The organism is Minwuia sp. IMCC3060, from assembly GCF_029909435.1.
In the GTDB taxonomy this organism is placed as follows: domain Bacteria; phylum Pseudomonadota; class Alphaproteobacteria; order Minwuiales; family Minwuiaceae; genus Minwuia.
Map to the genome: position 1 here is coordinate 1,268,591 of NZ_CP123782.1, position 15,263 is coordinate 1,283,853.

14 protein-coding genes and 1 tRNA gene are annotated in these 15,263 nt (G+C 63.9%); 5 read left to right on the forward strand and 10 right to left on the reverse strand.

Going from position 1 to position 15,263, the window contains the following annotated elements:
- Window positions 1–24: 24 nt before the first annotated feature.
- The 7 genes from QGV54_RS06010 to QGV54_RS06040 form a co-directional block, all read right to left on the reverse strand.
- The gene (locus tag QGV54_RS06010) at window positions 25–1,680 is read right to left on the reverse strand and encodes an AMP-binding protein (RefSeq protein WP_281017747.1); all 1,656 of its coding nucleotides are present in this window, start codon (window positions 1,678–1,680) and stop codon (window positions 25–27) included.
- Between the two features lie 145 nt (window positions 1,681–1,825).
- Window positions 1,826–2,470, reverse strand: a complete 645-nt coding sequence (locus QGV54_RS06015) for an ATP-binding cassette domain-containing protein (RefSeq protein ID WP_281017746.1) — start codon at window positions 2,468–2,470, stop codon at window positions 1,826–1,828.
- Window positions 2,467–3,252, reverse strand: a complete 786-nt coding sequence (locus tag QGV54_RS06020; protein ID WP_281017745.1) for an ABC transporter ATP-binding protein — start codon at window positions 3,250–3,252, stop codon at window positions 2,467–2,469. Before QGV54_RS06020 ends, QGV54_RS06015 begins: the two co-directional genes overlap by 4 nt.
- Window positions 3,249–4,193, reverse strand: a complete 945-nt coding sequence (locus QGV54_RS06025; protein ID WP_281017744.1) for a branched-chain amino acid ABC transporter permease — start codon at window positions 4,191–4,193, stop codon at window positions 3,249–3,251. Before QGV54_RS06025 ends, QGV54_RS06020 begins: the two co-directional genes overlap by 4 nt.
- On the reverse strand, window positions 4,190–5,092 hold the full coding sequence (locus tag QGV54_RS06030; protein ID WP_281017743.1) for a branched-chain amino acid ABC transporter permease: 903 nt from the start codon (window positions 5,090–5,092) through the stop codon (window positions 4,190–4,192). Before QGV54_RS06030 ends, QGV54_RS06025 begins: the two co-directional genes overlap by 4 nt.
- A gap of 80 nt (window positions 5,093–5,172) precedes the next feature.
- The gene (locus tag QGV54_RS06035; RefSeq protein ID WP_348638773.1) at window positions 5,173–6,375 is read right to left on the reverse strand and encodes an ABC transporter substrate-binding protein; all 1,203 of its coding nucleotides are present in this window, start codon (window positions 6,373–6,375) and stop codon (window positions 5,173–5,175) included.
- Window positions 6,376–6,626: 251 nt separating this feature from the next.
- Complete coding sequence (locus QGV54_RS06040) at window positions 6,627–8,318, reverse strand: NAD(P)/FAD-dependent oxidoreductase (protein WP_281017742.1); 1,692 nt, start codon at window positions 8,316–8,318, stop codon at window positions 6,627–6,629.
- 300 nt (window positions 8,319–8,618) lie between these two features.
- On the opposite strand from QGV54_RS06040, the gene QGV54_RS06045 reads away from it, so the two are divergent.
- The 3 genes from QGV54_RS06045 to QGV54_RS06055 all read left to right on the forward strand — a co-directional run bounded on the left by QGV54_RS06045 (window position 8,619) and on the right by QGV54_RS06055 (window position 11,054).
- Window positions 8,619–9,512, forward strand: coding sequence for a phosphodiesterase (locus QGV54_RS06045; protein WP_281017741.1), 894 nt, complete (start codon window positions 8,619–8,621; stop codon window positions 9,510–9,512).
- A gap of 132 nt (window positions 9,513–9,644) precedes the next feature.
- Window positions 9,645–9,941, forward strand: a complete 297-nt coding sequence (locus QGV54_RS06050; protein ID WP_281017740.1) for a nucleotidyltransferase domain-containing protein — start codon at window positions 9,645–9,647, stop codon at window positions 9,939–9,941.
- A 33-nt stretch (window positions 9,942–9,974) separates the two neighbouring features.
- Entirely contained in the window at window positions 9,975–11,054 is a 1,080-nt protein-coding gene (locus QGV54_RS06055) for an IS5 family transposase (protein ID WP_281017739.1), read from the forward strand.
- A 269-nt stretch (window positions 11,055–11,323) separates the two neighbouring features.
- Here QGV54_RS06055 and QGV54_RS06060 read toward each other — a convergent pair.
- Window positions 11,324–11,397: transfer RNA gene (locus QGV54_RS06060), tRNA-Gln, on the reverse strand.
- 181 nt (window positions 11,398–11,578) lie between these two features.
- Between QGV54_RS06060 and QGV54_RS06065 the strand changes: the two genes are divergently transcribed.
- On the forward strand, window positions 11,579–12,577 hold the full coding sequence (locus tag QGV54_RS06065; protein ID WP_281017738.1) for a Ppx/GppA phosphatase family protein: 999 nt from the start codon (window positions 11,579–11,581) through the stop codon (window positions 12,575–12,577).
- Between the two features lie 4 nt (window positions 12,578–12,581).
- The gene (locus QGV54_RS06070) at window positions 12,582–13,292 is read left to right on the forward strand and encodes an RlmE family RNA methyltransferase (RefSeq protein ID WP_281017737.1); all 711 of its coding nucleotides are present in this window, start codon (window positions 12,582–12,584) and stop codon (window positions 13,290–13,292) included.
- On the opposite strand, the gene QGV54_RS06075 is transcribed toward QGV54_RS06070, so the two are convergent.
- Together QGV54_RS06075 and QGV54_RS06080 are read right to left on the reverse strand one after the other, a co-directional pair.
- Window positions 13,289–13,795, reverse strand: a complete 507-nt coding sequence (locus QGV54_RS06075) for an L-2-amino-thiazoline-4-carboxylic acid hydrolase (protein WP_281017736.1) — start codon at window positions 13,793–13,795, stop codon at window positions 13,289–13,291. The two genes, QGV54_RS06070 and QGV54_RS06075, sit on opposite strands and share 4 nt — an antisense overlap.
- Window positions 13,796–13,899: 104 nt before the next feature.
- On the reverse strand, window positions 13,900–15,189 hold the full coding sequence (locus tag QGV54_RS06080; protein ID WP_281017735.1) for a TolC family protein: 1,290 nt from the start codon (window positions 15,187–15,189) through the stop codon (window positions 13,900–13,902).
- Between the last annotated feature and the right edge of the window lie 74 nt (window positions 15,190–15,263).

Sequence of the window (15,263 nt, forward strand, 5' to 3'; positions counted from 1 at the left end):
TTCTGTTGTCGTGCGCCGTCCCTGTCAGGACGCCTTCGAGAATCGATCCCCCTTCAGGCGGATGCCCGCAGCCTCCCGGTCCCAGGTATCCGGCGTCACCGCTTCTTCCCGCAGCATGGCCTTCTGGACCTTGGCCGTCGGCGTCTTCGGCAGTTCATCGACGATGCGGATGTAGCGCGGCACCATGAAGTGCGCCATGCGCGGGCGCAGGAACTCGATCAGATCGACGGGATCGATCTTCTGTCCTTCGACAGGCGCGACGACAACCATCACCTCGTCCTCGCTCATCTCGTTCGGGACGGCAATGGCGGCGACTTCGCGTACCGCCGGATGGGCGCCGACATCAGCCTCCACCTCGAAGGAGGAGATGTTCTCGCCCCGGCGGCGGATCGCGTCCTTCATCCGGTCGACGAAGTAGAAATTGCCTTCTGCATCCATGCGGAAGGCGTCGCCGGTATGGAACCAGCCGTTCCGCCAGGCCTTCGCCGTGGCCTCCGGGTTGTTGTAGTAGCCGGAGTTCATGCCCCAGGGCCGGTCGGTGCGGATCATCATCTCGCCGATCTCGCCCACCGGCACCTCGCAGTCGTTGTCATCGACCAGCCGGACCTCTACGCCATCACGTGCCTTGCCGCAGGTGCCACGAATCTCCGGGTTGGGTTCGGAGAAGATCGGCGTGGAGACCTCGGTCATGTTGAAGATCGTGTAGACCTCCACCCCGAAGCGCTTCGCGAAGGCCTTGATGTCACCGGCCAGCGGCACCATGAACATCACCCGCAACGGGTTGTCGGCATCGTCCGGGGCAGGGGGAATCTTCTCGATGAACTGTGCCATCACCCCCAGCAGGAAGGTCGCCGTGGTCTCCGTTCGCCGGATCACGTCCCAGAAGGAGGCGGTATCGAACCGCTCCACCAGCGTGATGGAGCCACCGCGCACCAGCATGTTGTAGGTGATGCCCGTTCCGCCGATGTGGAACAGCGGCAGGTTCACCAGGTAGCGGTCCTCCCCCGTGATGCAGGGCCAGGATTCCGGCCCCGCATTGGAATAGATGTGCAGGTAGGAACACAGCACTGCCTTCGACGGGCCGGTGGTGCCGGAGGTGAAGATGATCTGATGCGGGTCCCAGGGTTCGATGCTGCGCTCGGGCGCTGCCAGTGTGCCGGACGTCGGCAGCAGGGCCGCGTCATAGGTGGTGCAGTCCAGCCCCTCCACCGTGACCGCATCACCGACGCAGATCAGCCGCTCCAGCTTCGCCGTGTCGACCTCCGACAGGCGCGGAGCCAGGTCCGCGTGCGCCACGATCAGGCGCGCGTCGGAGATATTGACCACATGCGCCAGCAGGTTGCCGCGATAGCTCGTGTTGATGCCGACATAGACCGCGCCGATGTAGTTCAGCGCCAGGAAGATGCGGACATTGGCCGGCGTGTTCGGCAGCCAGACGATCACGTGGTCGCCCTGCTTCACGCCCTGCTGCTGCAGGCCCAGCGCCGTCTGGATCACCAGATCGCGCAGTTCGGCATAGGTCCAGGTGCTGCCGTCGTCCAGCACCGCGAAGACCTTCTCCGGCGCTTCCCGGTTCCAGCGCTCGACCAGATCACGGACCACCACCTGGTCGCGCGACGGAATGCGCGGGTCCGTGGTCTCGGGCGAGGGGGGGAGGGTTTCAACCTTAATGTCTGTCATCAACTCTGCCTCTTGGGTACTGGAATGGATCGCGGCTGGGGAGGCACCATGATCGTGGCGGCAGGCTACCAGCCGCGACGCTTGCTCCGCAATTGCCAGCGGGGCCGCCGTTGCCTGTCATGTCGCGGGCGCAGGCCAGCGCCGGTCAGGAAACGATGGCACCACGCTCGATGACATACTCCCTGTCGGCGACGGCGTGCGTATGGCTCAGCTCCGACTGCGCGATCAGGATGGACCGCTGGCTGGCGCGCAGGGTGCCGATGACCTCCGACAGCCTGTTGGCCAGCGCCGGGGCCACACCCTCGAACGGCTCGTCGAGCAGCAGCAGCCGTGATCCGGCCATCAGCGCGCGCCCGAGGGCGGCAAGTTTCTGCTGTCCGCCGGAGAGCAGCAGGGCCTTCCGGTCCTTCATGTCCGCCAGTTCCGGCATCAGGTCATAGATGAAGTCGAGGCCGGGCTGCTGTTCGATTGCCGGGTTCACCCAGGCGGGCAGCAGCATGTTCTCTTCCACGGTCAACTGCGGCACCAGCCGCCGGTCTTCCGGCATGTAGCCGATGCCAAGGGCGGGACGGCGGTAGGCGGCAAGGCCGGTGATGATGTCGCCGTCGAACCTCAGTTCCCCGCTGCGGGGCCTGGTCATGCCCATGATGGTGCGCATGGTGGTTGTCTTCCCGGCACCGTTGCGGCCGACGAGGCTGACAAGCTGACCAGCACCGATTTCCATCGAAAGGCCACGCAGGATGGGGGTGGACTGGATGTCCACGTCGACGTTGGCGAGCGACAGCATCATGATGTCGCCTCCGCAGGCGCGGTGCCGGTGACATAGCGCTGGACCTGCGGGTCGCCGAGCACTTCGTCGGGCGCATCATCGGCAATGATCCGCCCGTCATAGAACGCCAGCACCCGGTCGGAATAGCGGGTGACGATGTCCATGTCGTGCTCCACGAACAGGGTCGTAACGTTCTCGGCGGCCAGCGCCTCCATCACCAGATCCATGATCGGGAACTTCTCCTCGGCCGCCACGCCGCTGGTGGGTTCGTCCAGCAGCATCACCTTCGGGTGGCCGCACATGGACATGGCGATGTCCAGCAGCTTGCGCACACCTGCGGACAGCTCGGTCATCAGCCGACCGCGATGCTCCTCGATCCGGAACCGTTTCAGGATCTCCATGGCGCGATCCTCGGCCTCGCTCTCGCGTGCCTTGCGGAAGAACGACGGTGGTTTCGGATCGGCGATGGCGAGGGCAACGAGCACGTTCTCCAGAACCGTCAGTTCACTGCAGAGCTGCGGGATCTGGAACGAGCGGCAGATGCCTGCACGGGTCACTTCCCGGGGTCCCAGGCTGGTGATGTCCCGCCCCTGGAACAGGATCGTCCCCTGATCCGGATGCAGATAGCCGGTCACCATGTTGACGAAGGTGGTCTTGCCCGCGCCGTTTGTGCCGATCAGCGACCAGACCGCCCGCTCAGGCACGGAAACGGTGATGTCATGTGCTGCGGTGACGGCACCGAAGCTCTTCATCAGGCCCCTTGTCTCCAGGGCCGGCGCTTCTGTCTTGGCCGAGGTGCTCATGATCCGCCCTCCCGCCTGCGGTGGAACAGGGACCCGAGGCCGTTCGGCAGGGTCAGGATGATGACCAGCAGGAAGACGCCAAGCACCATCTGCCATGTGTTCGGGAAGTAGAGATTGGAGAAGGACCGCACCAGCTCCAGGATGATCGAGGCCACGAAGACTGCCGGGATCGACAGGTAACCCGCCAGGATGGCGACGAAGACGAACTCACCCGACGTGGTCCAGTAGGCATATTCGGGATCGACGTGACCGATGGCGAGGCCGGTGATGACACCACCGATGCCACCGAGCATGGCCGAGATCACGTAGTTGATGGCGTTGGTGCGCCGCACCGATGCGCCGAGATACTCCACCCGCAGCTCGTTGGACCGGACGGCGAGAGAGACCAGCCCGTGCTGGCTGTCGAAGCCGGTTCGCAGAACGGCCCCGATCGCGACCACGATGACGGAGGTATAGAGGTACAGCGACAGCGAGAGCGCGCGGCCCTCCGGCGCGTAGCCCGCGAAGGTCGGCGCGGCGACGTTCAGCCCGTCCGTGCCGCCCAGCGAGTTCATCTTCGACAGGATGCCGTAGAGGATCATCGACAGCGACAGGGACAGCATCGCGAAGAAGATGCCGCGATAGTTGGCCAGCAGCGGCCCGAAGATGCCACCGATCGCCAGGCAGGCGAGCACGGAGATGCCGGTCAGCACGAAGATGTCGGTCAGCCCGGCGAAGTTCGCCATAAGACCGGCGACATAGGCCCCGATGCAGAAGAACAACCCCTGGCCGAAGGACACCAGCCCGGCCCGCATCTGTACCACGATGCCGAGCGACACCAGGGCCTTCGCCAGCCCGATGGTCATCAGGAACAGCGCCCAGTCGGGCAGGGCGAAGCCACCAGCGACCAGCAGTGCGAGCGCCAGCAGTGACGCAACGCGGATGTCGGATAGCGCTTTCATATCTTCCTCGTCTGGGTACGCACGAAGATGCCCTCCGGACGGAAGATCAGAACCACGGCCATCACGAAATAGATGATGAACAGCTCCAGCTCCGGCATCAGGTGGACGGAGGCAGCGCGGGAGATGCCGACCATGACCGCCCCCAGGGCCGCGCCTTCGATGGACCCGAGTCCACCGATGATGATGACGGCGAAGGCGACAATGATGACATTCACGCCGATGCCGGGGGAGACGGAGATCATCGGCGCGGTCAGTGCGCCACCGAAGGCCGCCAGGAAGACACCGGCGCCAAAGGCGAGCAGGAAGACCTTGTCCACGTTGACACCCATGGTCTGGCTCATTTCCCGGTCATGGATGACGGCCAGCATGACCTTGCCGCGCCGCGTCCGGTTCAGGAAGTACCAGACCGCGAACCCGGTGACAGCCGAGACGGCAATGACCAGGAAGTCATAGGCGACGTAGAACAGCGGTCCCGCCTCCACCATGCCCAGCAGGTCATAGGGTTCGTAGACGAACAGGGGATCAACGCCCCAGATCAGCTTGATCGCGTCCTCCAGGATCAGGAAGACGCCGTAGGTGACAAGGACGCCGATGACCTCGTCACGATGATAGAAATGGCGCAGCAGTCCACGCTCCAGCAGCGGCGCGATGACGACCGCGACCAGCAGGGCCGCCAGCGCCATCACGGCGTAGGAGCCGAGCGGAAAGGCGTCGCCTCCGTAGGCGAAATAGATGCCGACAGCGGTCGCGGTGCTGTAGGCGCCGATGGCATAGAGGCTGCCATGGGCAAGGTTGAGGATGCCGAGCACGCCGAAGACAAGCGTCAGGCCCACCGAGACGATGAACAGCCAGGCGCCGTAAATCAGCCCGTCAACCAGAATGACGAGAATGAGGTCCATGTGGTCCGCCCTGAAGACGGCCGGCACCCCGGGGAGTGCCGGCCGGTTCGCATCAGTTCTTTCGGATCAGACGTGCAGGCTCAGTTGCACTTGGCGCCGGGGAAACCGGCCTTGATCCAGTCGACTGCCTTGATGCCATTCGGCGGGTTCACGCATTCGGCGTCATAATATTCGACATCGACCAGGGTCATTTCGCCCGCGGCTTCGTCCCACTTGGTGGTGCCGATGGCGTTCGGCTGGATCGCCTGATGACCGTTGCCCAGCGCCATGGTGATGGTGCCGGACGGGGCTTCCCAGGTCAGGCCCTTCATGGCGGCAGCCATCTGCTCGGCAGTCGGCTTCTTGCCGCCATTGGCCTTCATCGCCTTCTCTACGGCCGCCTTGACGCCCAGCAGACCCTGCCACATGCGGAACGGAGCCTGGACGGGGAAGACGCCATATTCGGCCTTGTAGCGGTCCCAGAGCAGGTCGACCAGTTCACCGCCCTTGGCATGCGCAGCCAGACCGTTCATGCCACGCGCGCCCAGGATGATGCCATCGGGCATCTTCTGGCCAAGCTGCGGGATGACATGGTCACCGGCGGCCAGCGCGATCTGCATCCGCTTGTGAATGCCACGGGCCGAGGCCTGCAGCATGAAGGCCTGAAGGTCACCGCCCCACAGCGACGAATGCAGCAGGTCCGGCTTCTCCCGCATCACGGCGGAAATCTCGGTGCCGTACTGACCGGCGAAGATCTTCGGGAACAGCGATGTGGTGGCCTTCGCGTCCGGCATCAGGACGCCCATGGAGGCAACGAAGTCGGCCCAGCTGTCATGGCCCCAGGCATAGTCCTGGTTGACGCCCGCGAAGGTGCCGACCTTGATGCCACGGGACGTCATGTACTTGGCCAGGGAGATGTTATCCATCGCCGCATGGGCCGCGGTGCGGAAGACGTAGTTGTAGGAGCCTTCCTCGAAGACGCGCGGGGTGCCGCAGTCATAGAGCACCAGGAATGCCTTCAGTTCCTCCGCCACCGGCGGAACGGCGAGGCAGTCGCCGGAACTGACGTAGCCCAGCACGGCGTCGACCTTCTCGCGCTGCACCAGGTTGCGGAATTCCTGCACCTGCTTGGTGGCGCCACCGGCCTCATCGATCTCGATGGCCTCGATCATCATGCCGCCGAAGCCCTTCTGGTCGTAAGGGGCAGGCAGTTCGCCCTTGTTCAGCATGTCGATCATCAGCTTGCCGCCGTTCCATGCGGGCACGCCGAAGCTTTCGGCCGCGCCGCCGGACAGGAACGTCACGACGCCGATCTTGAATGTCTCTGAATGCGATGCCGCCTGTGCGCCTGCCGCAATGCCGAGCTACAGTGCTGCCGCTGCGGTCGCGCTGACGAGGCGCTTGACCGTAGTTCTCATTTTTTCCCTCCCGAGGATGGACGCTTTTTATCCAGCGCCTTGATCGGCACAACAGTAAGTCAATCCGGGGGGCGGTCAACCACCGTCCCCCGGGCCTGTCTCGACAGGTTGTTGTGCGAAGCCCTCAGGAGAGGGATTCAGTCGGCGGCGTCACCCATCTGCTGCAGCGGCATGCGCGGGCTCTGCGGGGTATCGGACGTCATCTCGATCCCCTCGTAGTCGTTTCCGGCAATCTCGGTGATCCGCTGCACGTACTTGGGCGAACCGCCGTTGTAGACGAAGTACCGGACCTTGCCCTCCTCATGTCCCTCGACGTTGGAGTTGTAGCCGGTGAACCAGGACTTTGCCTTCCGCATCAGCATGGTCGAGTACATCTTCTCGACATGCGAGGTCCAGCGGGCCTCTGCCGCTTCCGACGCATTGAAGCGGGTGAAGCCATGCTCGCGCACGTACTTCAGGAACGCCGTGCACCAGTTGACGCCGGTCTCGATCCCGCGCGGATAGTTGGTGGAGGCCGAGCCGCTCTGCGGACCGGCAGGCATCAGCATGTTCGGAAAGCCGTGCACGAACATGCCGAGGAAGGTCGAGGGACTGTCGAACCACTTCTGCCGCAGTGTCTGGCCACCGATGCCGCGGATGTCGATGTGGTCATAGGCACCGGTGATCGCGTCGAAGCCCGTGGCATAGACGATGATGTCGAACTCGAACTCCCGGTCGGACGTGCGGATGCCTTTTTCCGTCACGCGCTCCAGCGGCGTCTCGCTGATGTCCACCAGTTCGACATTGTCGCGGTTGTAGACCTCGAAATAGCGCGTCTCCAGCGGCACCCGCTGGACGCCGAAGCCATGGTCCTTCGGGATCAGTTTCTCGGCGATGACCGGGTCGTTCACGCGCTGGCGGATACGGTCCGCGATATATTCGGACATCTCCGCATTGGCATCCTCATCGGTGAAGATCTCGCGGAAGTTCTGCAGCCAGATGCCGAAGCCGGGTTCATCGTAGAGGCGGTCCCACAGCTCCAGCCGTTCCTCCCGCGTGACCTCCCAGAAGCCGCGCCTGTCGGGCTGATGCTCGAAACCGCCCGGGCTCTTTGCGCAATTGGCAAAGATCTCGTCGTAACGCTTCCGGATGTCGGCCATTTCCTCTTCGGTGATCTCGCTGTTGTTCAGCGGCGCGCTCCAGTTCGGGCGGCGCTGGAACACGGTCAGCGAACCGACCTTGTCGGCGATCTCCGCGATCACCTGGATGGCGGTGGCGCCTGTGCCGATGATCCCGACCCGCTTGCCGTTCAGGTCCACCGGCTCCTGCGGCCAGTAGTAGGTGTGGAACGACTCGCCCTTGAAGTCGTGGATACCCTCCACCCTGGGCATCGTCGGCTGCGACAGCAGGCCAAGGCCCATGATCAGGTAGCGGCAGGTGAGGGTGCGCCCGTCATCAAGGCTCAGCCGCCAGATGTTCTCAGCCTCGTCGTAATGGGCGGCCTCTACCTTGCAGTTGAACTGCATGTACTTGCGCAGGTCGAACTTGTCGGCGACGAAGTTCAGGTAGCGCAGGTTCTCTGGCTGGCCGGAGAACCGCTCCTTCCAGTGCCATTCGTCCAGCAGTTCCCTTGAGAAGGAATAGCCGTAGGTGTAGCTCTCCGAATCAAAGCGCGCACCCGGATAGCGGTTCCAGTACCAGGTGCCGCCCAGATCACCGGCGCTGTCCAGCACGATGGCATCCATGCCCATGTCGGTCAGCGTCTTGATCTGATAGATTCCGCAGACTCCGGCCCCGATGATGATGGCCTCGTGGTCCGGCGCGTTCTGCATTGCCATAGCTGTCGACATGGTGATCCCTCCTGACGGATTTTCTTGCGCCCGAACTCTGATCCGGACGCAGATATTCACTGTTTGGAAAGACCGTACCATACTTTGGCGGATGAGAAAATACCCATCAGTAATGTTAATGAAATCAGTGTATTATGCTGAAATCATGGGAGAATTCGGGTGGCAGTTCACCTGGAGAGCCTGATCCGTGTCCCATCGTGCGCCGCCCGGCAGCAAAGGCTGGCTGCACTTCCCGGCTCCTGACAGGTAGGCTGCAGGGATCAATCCGCGCGAAATCCGTTCGAAGGTTCCGACACCACCATGCTGCTTGTCCAGATCACCGATACCCACATTGTCGCGCCTGGCGCGCTGGTCTACGACCGCTATGATTCCGCTGCCGGGTTGCGGGCAGCCGTTGCGCGGATCAACACGCTCCCCGTCCGGCCGGAACTCGTGCTGGTGACCGGTGATCTGACCCACCACGGGCAGAAGGCGGAGTACGATCATTTCCTGGAGATCATGACCGGTCTGCAGGTGCCATGGCACGCCTTGCCGGGCAATCACGACACCCGTGACCCCTTCCTTGACGCCATGGCCGGGCATCTGGGCGACACCCGCCTTGCGGGTTTCGGCCAGTTCGCCATCGACGCGGGGCCGCTGCGGGTCATCGGGCTGGATACGCTGCACGACGGGCATCATGACGGCACCTTCTGCGCCCAGCGTCTGGCCTGGCTCGAATCCGAACTGAAGGTGACGCAGGGGCGACCCGTCGTTCTGGCCATGCACCACCCGCCCTTCGCCACCGGTGTGCGCTGGATGGACGTGATGAACCTGGACTGGGTCAGCCCGCTGGAGGCGCTGGTGGCCCGCTTTCCGAACGTGCAGGCGGTGCTCTGCGGCCATGTGCACAGGCCCATCACCACGCGCTGGGGCGGCACCGTGGCCCGGATATGTCCCGGCACGTCATATCAGGTGGCACTGGATCTGACCGGACCCGACCCGCATCTCTGCGCCGATCCGGCCGCGATTGGCCTGATCTCCTGGGACGGGCAGCGCGTGATCTCGGACGTCCTGCCGATAGGTGGGGACCCGGAACCGCTGCAACTCATGCAGCCCGACATGATGGCGCGGCTCGCCGCCTACGCCGAAGCCCATCACGGGATCATCCCGAAGGACGTTAATGACCGTGTCCGGGGCCTGTCACCGGGCGGATGATCTGCCGGTTCATGGCGAACTGCTTGTGGATTGCGACTCGAGCCAAAACTGCTGCGGTTAGCTTGGATTGGTTGAGTTTTGATCAATTGAGAATTATAGAAATGAAGAAATTTTTGAATCTAGGTGGCAAATATGACCAATGATTTCAGAAATATCGCTAGCATACTTGCCGATTGGTCGCACCCACACTCAGGTATTGTTATATACTTGTTTGGCAGTAGAGTTCGCGGGGATCACCGTTCTGGCAGCGATGTCGATGTACTTTTTGACTTTGCGAGCCCGAGCGACTCGTCGACTGCTTGGCTGACGGAGATGGAAGCAGAAGACTACGCTTCGTTGAAGATTCAATTGCCTGGGCCGTTGGAACTATTGGAGCGCAGGAGCCAGCTGGACACCCGCAAAATCCTGGCCGATTTTGCGGCGGTCTGATTCACTACCTCCCTGATGGTACGGGAGGATCGGATGCGTCAGCGGGGACTGTTTGGACTATCGGAGCATCTGGAAGCATTGAGCCGGGACGGCGATCCACTGGAGGTGCTTGATGCGACGGTCGATTTCGAGCATTTCCGGCGCTGGCTGGTTGAAGGGTTGGGCTATGGCGATGGTCGCAAAGGCGGTCGCCCGCCATTTGATCCGGTATCGATGTTCAAGGTTCTGATCCTGCAGGCGCAGCACAATCTGAGCGACGCGCGGATGGAGTTCATGATCCGGGACCGTCTGTCCTGGATGCGCTTTCTCGGCTTCGATCTCGGTGCGCCGACGCCGGATGAGAACACCATCCGGCTGTTCCGCAACAAGTTGACAGAGACCGGCACGCTGCAGCGGGTGATGAAGGCGTTTGACTGGCAACTGCACAAGAAGGGCTATATCCCGATGTCAGGCCAGATCGTGGATGCGAGCCTGGTCCCGGCACCGAAGCAGCGCAATACCGACCCCGAGAAGGAGGCGGTGAAGGCTGGCCGCACTGCGTCCGAGATCTGGCCCGACGAACCGAACAGGGCGGCGCAGAAGGATACCGACGCGCGCTGGACGCTGAAGGTGGGCGGCAAGGTCCGCACCCGGCCCGACGGCGTGCCCTTGCCGATGATCGCGTTGCCGGTCTTCGGCTACAAGTCGCACATCAGCATCGACCGGCGGTTCGGCTTCATCCGCGGCCAGGCCGTGACCTCGGCCTCGGCGCCGGATGGCCGACAGTTACAGACCGTGGTCTGCACAGACAACACGTCCGGCGAGGTCTGGGCCGACAGCGCCTACCGCTCGCGGCGCAACGAGAAGTGGCTGGCAAGCCGGATGCTGGTCAGCCGCATCCACCGGCGCAAGCCCGCAGGCAAGCCGATGCCGAAGGCCACGGCCCGCGCCAATGCGAAGAAGTCCTCGATCCGCGCCCGCGTCGAGCATGTCTTCGCCCACCAGAAGAACCGCTACGGCCTGTTCATCCGGACCATCGGGATCAAGCGGGCCGAAGCCAAACTGACCCTGGCCAACCTCGCCTACAACTTCGACCGTCTGATCTTCCATGAACGCAGAGCCGCCACAGGATGAGTCCGTCCAGAACGCCGGTCACCCACCAGCCCGACGCCAGATCAGGCCGTCGGAACCGGAAACCACCGGTTCAGAACATCCGGGTGCAGGCCGTGTCTTCCACTCGGCGAAATCATCGGGTTAATGCGGGTGTCCAGCTAGCTCCAAAGGTAAGGCAAGCTTCCAAGAATTCCGTTCACCGAGACCGCAACGTCATATGTGTTTGGCTACCTTCGGCGCGCGGCTAGCGAGGGCAGCTTCGCTGTATACCTAGTATTGCGGTGGGCATGTGGCTGGGGGACTAGGATTCGAACCTAGATTGACGGAGTCAGAGTCCGCTGTCCTACCATTAGACGATCCCCCAGCAGGTGCCGTCAGGCAGGGCCGCTTCTTACGGCCCCGGAACCACGGTGTCAACTGATGCAGCATGCGTTCTATGGACTTAACATTCCTGCGCTCCGGTTGGTATGTTGGCGGTTGGGTGATCTCATGTTTCACCGCTGCGCGTTCTGCGGCGGAGGAACCCAACAGGCGGGAGTTTACAGGTGTCAGGCGGGGTCTTTGATCGGCGACGGGAGCGGTGTTATGCGGCTGTCGATCTTGGCACCAACAACTGCCGTCTGCTGATCGCGCAGCCGTCAGGCGATTCCTTCCGTGTCGTCGATGCCTATTCGCGCATCGTGCGGCTGGGGGAAGGGGTCGCGGCCAGCGGCCACCTGCACGAAGCCGCGATTGACCGCACTATCGATGCCCTGAAGATCTGTGCCGACAAGATCGCCCGTCGTGGTGTCTGGGACCTGCGCTGCGTCGCCACCGCCGCCTGCCGGGCCGCGGGCAATGCGGAAGGCTTTGTTGATCGCGTGCGCCGGGAGACCGGGCTGCGCATCGACGTCATCGATGCGGAGGAGGAGGCGACGCTGGCGCTTTCGGGCTGCATGTCGCTGCTCAGTGGTCACGAGGGTCCGGCGCTGGTCTTCGATATCGGCGGCGGCAGCACGGAGTTCGCGCTGGCCCAGCCGCATGAGGGGCGGAGCCACCGCCTGTCGCGATTCGCCACCTTTCCTGTCGGCGTCGTCAATTTCGCGGAGGATTTCGGCGGTGACATCGTTGATGACGAGACCTATGCCGCCATGGTCGCCCGGGCGCGGGAGATCTTCTCCGGGTTTGCCAACTCGGTCGCCAGCGACTTCGATCTGAACGCGCTGAAGCTGGTCGGCACCTCCGGCACTGTCACCACACTGGCCGGGGTGTTCCTGAACCTGGTGCGCTATGACCGCGCCGCCGTGGACGGGCTTTCGATCCCGTCCCGCCGGATGACGGAGATTTCCGGTCACCTGCAGCGTCTGTCGCTGACGGAGCGGGCGGAGCATCCCTGTGTCGGGCCGGGACGGGCCGATCTGGTGATCGGTGGCTGCGCCATCCTGCAGGCCATTCTGGACCTCTGGCCCGTACCGGACATCACGGTGGCGGACCGTGGCCTGCGCGAAGGCATCCTGCTGCGCCTGATGCGCGAAGACGCGGCCCTGATGGCCGCCGGAGACTGACGCGATGGCGAAGAGTACCGCAGGTCCGCCGGGGGGCGGACGCGATGTCACCAGGCGCGTGAAGACGGCGCGCGGCCGCAAGCTTTCGTCCACCCGCTGGCTGCAGCGGCAGTTGAATGATCCCTATGTCCAGGCTGCGAAGGCCGAAGGCTATCGCTCCCGTGCCGCCTTCAAGATCATCCAGCTGGATGAGCGTTTCAGCCTGTTCGCGAAGGGCCAGCGCATCGTCGATCTGGGGGCCGCGCCCGGCGGCTGGTCGCAGATCGCGCGCAAGCGCATCGGTGACGGCGGCTCGGTGCTGGCGGTGGACATCCTGGAAATGGAACCCATGAACGGAGTCGAGATGATGCAACTCGACTTCACGGAGGAGGGCGCGGACACCGAGGTCATGAACGCCCTCGGCGGGCAGGCCGACCTGGTGATCTGCGACATGGCGGCCCCGGCCACCGGTCACCGCCCCACCGATCACATCCGCATCGTCGCCATGGCCGAACTGGCCCACGACTTCGCCCGCCAGGTGCTGACACCCGGCGGCGGCTTCGTCGTCAAGCTGCTGCAGGGCGGCGGAGAGAATGATTTCCTGCTGCAGGTGAAACGCGACTTCAAGCAGGTCCGCTTTGCCAAGCCCGACGCCAGCCGCAAGGACTCGGCGGAGAGCTATCTGGTGGCCCAGGGGTTCCGGGGATCGCAGGAGAGCGCGGCCGACGCGACCTAGCCCGGCTCCCCCGAATCCGCTGTGCTGAACCGATAGCGGAAGTCGCAGTATGCCGCGCCCGACATGATGGTCTGCGTGCGCTTGAATTCCACGTCCGGTGCGCCGACCTCCGCAATGTCGAAGTCGATGTCGCAAAGCAGGAAGCGGCCCAGTTCCGGCTCCCCCAGTGCCTTGAAGAATTCGGCATAGGCGCAGCGGGTCACGTTGTATTCGCGCACGGTGTCCGTGTCGGTGAGCATCTCGCGGTGGATGGCGTCGCCGATGCGGGGCCGCATGTCGGCCCAGATGCCGTCCCATTGGGCGCGGGCATCGCCGCCCTTCTCCGCCCCCACGCGCCTGTGCAGATCGCGTGACCATTCGCGGAGCGCATCCTCGATCAGCCGGTCCCCTTCCGCCCGACCCAGCCGTTCGCGGATGGCCCGGACCACGGGCAGCAGGACCCTGGCCTGCAGGCGCACCTCGTCCAGCAGTGACAGTTCGGTATCGTGCGGGTTCTCGACCATTTCCGTGTTCCCCTTGTCCATCACCGCAGCAATCGGCGGAATGCGTGGTTCATTTCGCAGGATGATGGAACCGGGCTGGCACCGCAATCAGGCAGTGGCACGACCTAGAACGTATAGGCCTCCAGATTCAGGTCGCCGACTTCGAACAGCAGGCGGAAGGTCTGGATGAGGGAGTCGTAGCGCGCGGCGGCGGCGCGGGACCGGGCGGCGTTCACTTCACGCTCCGCATCCAGCACGTTGACGACCGAGTCGCGGCCTGCGCCACGCAGGCGTGTGCGGGCGACGAAGAGTTCGGAGGCAATGGCCGCCGCATTCTCTGCCAGTGCCTGACGTTCGCGCAGGGTGACGAGCGTCTGCCAGGCAACCTCCACCCGTTTCGCGACCTCCCGGCTGAGCGAGGCATGGTTCTCCATGGTCTCCGCGATGCGCTGCTTGGTGCGGCTGCTGGCGGCCACGGTGGCGAAGCCGTTGAAGATGTTCCAGTCGGCGCGGACCCCCACGAACAGCTCGCGGCGGTTGCCGGTGATGCCCTCCGCGTCGTTCTCCAGTCCGCCCTCCGCGACCAGGTTCACGTCGGGCATGAAGTCGGCCATGGCGGACTTGTGCTGCTGGCGGGCTTCACCGATGCGTTCGGCGCTCTGTTTCATCGCCGGATTGACCTGGAACGCGCGGTCGATGGCCAGGTCGAGGTCCAGCGGCAGCAGCACGTCCGGTGCCAGTGGCGGTTCCATCGAGCCGATTTCCGGCGCGTGATGGAACACGGCGACATATTCGGCGATGGCGTCACGCAACTGCCCCTCCAGCCGGACGCGCTGTTCCTTCGCGCCCTGAAGCCGGGACTTCGATTGCAGCACATCGACCGAGAGGCCCGAACCGCGCCGCACCCGCTCATCCTCCAGCGCGAGCTGGCGGCGGATGGTGCCTTCGGTCTGGAGCGCGATGTCCACCAGTTCCGTCTGGCGCAGCACGGCAAGATAGGCGGTGGTGGCGCGCAGCATCAGCTGCTGCTCCGCCCGTTCCAGGCCAAAGCCCGCCTGGAATTCCCGATTGATCGCAGCCTTCAGCTGGCCGTCGGTCTCGAAACCGTCGAACAGTTTCTGCGTGACCTCGAACCGACCGATCTCGCGGGTCTGCACGACCGCGTCGCCACCGGCATTGCGTCGCACCGGGCTGTCGACATTCTCATAGCCGTATTCGCCGGTCAGCCGCAGTTGCGGAAACAGTGGGGCACGGGCTTCCCGCACCGCATCGCGGGCCTGGTCGAGCCGTCGTTCCGCCGCGCGTACGTCCGGGTGCGCGCCCATCAGTCCGCGCAGTTCTTCGACCAGCGGTGCCGCCGAGGCGGCCCCCGCAAGCGGGAACAGGACGGAAGCTATGATCAGACCACGAATCAAACCGGCGAATCTTCCGCAGACGGGGGACATCAGACTGTCGAATCAGCCTGATGCGAAGCATGTTAGCAGGTGTA

Coding starts and splice junctions, on each gene's coding strand:
- QGV54_RS06075 (WP_281017736.1), bottom strand. CDS start 13,795: ATGGTCGAGAACCCGCACGATACCGAACTGTCACTGCTGGACGAGGTG.
- QGV54_RS06050 (WP_281017740.1), top strand. CDS start 9,645: ATGACCAATGATTTCAGAAATATCGCTAGCATACTTGCCGATTGGTCG.
- QGV54_RS06045 (WP_281017741.1), top strand. CDS start 8,619: ATGCTGCTTGTCCAGATCACCGATACCCACATTGTCGCGCCTGGCGCG.
- QGV54_RS06040 (WP_281017742.1), bottom strand. CDS start 8,318: ATGTCGACAGCTATGGCAATGCAGAACGCGCCGGACCACGAGGCCATC.
- QGV54_RS06070 (WP_281017737.1), top strand. CDS start 12,582: ATGGCGAAGAGTACCGCAGGTCCGCCGGGGGGCGGACGCGATGTCACC.
- QGV54_RS06015 (WP_281017746.1), bottom strand. CDS start 2,470: ATGATGCTGTCGCTCGCCAACGTCGACGTGGACATCCAGTCCACCCCC.
- QGV54_RS06010 (WP_281017747.1), bottom strand. CDS start 1,680: ATGACAGACATTAAGGTTGAAACCCTCCCCCCCTCGCCCGAGACCACG.
- QGV54_RS06020 (WP_281017745.1), bottom strand. CDS start 3,252: ATGAGCACCTCGGCCAAGACAGAAGCGCCGGCCCTGGAGACAAGGGGC.
- QGV54_RS06030 (WP_281017743.1), bottom strand. CDS start 5,092: ATGGACCTCATTCTCGTCATTCTGGTTGACGGGCTGATTTACGGCGCC.
- QGV54_RS06055 (WP_281017739.1), top strand. CDS start 9,975: ATGCGTCAGCGGGGACTGTTTGGACTATCGGAGCATCTGGAAGCATTG.
- QGV54_RS06025 (WP_281017744.1), bottom strand. CDS start 4,193: ATGAAAGCGCTATCCGACATCCGCGTTGCGTCACTGCTGGCGCTCGCA.